The following is a 441-nucleotide window of genomic DNA, read 5'->3' on the forward strand; positions in this document are numbered from 1 at the left end:
TCTATGAGCCGCGCGGCATCGAGCCGCCGGACGCTCGTACCGGCTTCCTCGCCGCCTTGCGCAAACATCACGCGCGCGGCAAGGCCATAGCTGGCGAGGACGCAGCCAGAGAAATCATCACATGAGCGAGGTCGAACTTTATCCCGGCCGGGTCTCACCGCTCGGCCTCGGCACCATTCCGCACGCCGACATCCTGAAATACACCGGTTTGGAATTGCTGCAGAGCATCGTCGACGGCAAGTATCCGGCGCCGCCGATTTCCTTTCAGCTGAATTTCACTCTCACCGAAGTCTCGGAAGGGCGTGCTGTCTTTCGTGGCATGCCGAGCGAGCGCCATCTCAATCCGCTGGGCAGCGTGCATGGCGGGTGGGCGGCGACGCTGCTCGATTCGGCACTAGCCTGTGCCGTGCAGACGCTGCTCGAAAAGGGCGAGGCCTATAC

Annotated in this window: 1 protein-coding gene and 1 pseudogene; both read left to right on the forward strand. The window is 62.8% G+C overall.

Going from position 1 to position 441, the window contains the following annotated elements; all coding sequences use genetic code 11:
* A pseudogene (locus tag EOB36_RS35645) lies at positions 1-125 on the forward strand (DNA repair protein RecO); the annotation flags it as partial.
* On the forward strand, positions 122-441 hold a 320-nt coding region (locus tag EOB36_RS34075), incomplete at its 3' end, for a PaaI family thioesterase (protein WP_164897734.1). The pseudogene EOB36_RS35645 and the gene EOB36_RS34075, both read left to right, overlap by 4 nt.

The sequence above is a fragment of the Mesorhizobium sp. M6A.T.Cr.TU.017.01.1.1 genome, from assembly GCF_004023115.1.
Classification (GTDB): Bacteria; Pseudomonadota; Alphaproteobacteria; order Rhizobiales; family Rhizobiaceae; genus Mesorhizobium; species Mesorhizobium mediterraneum.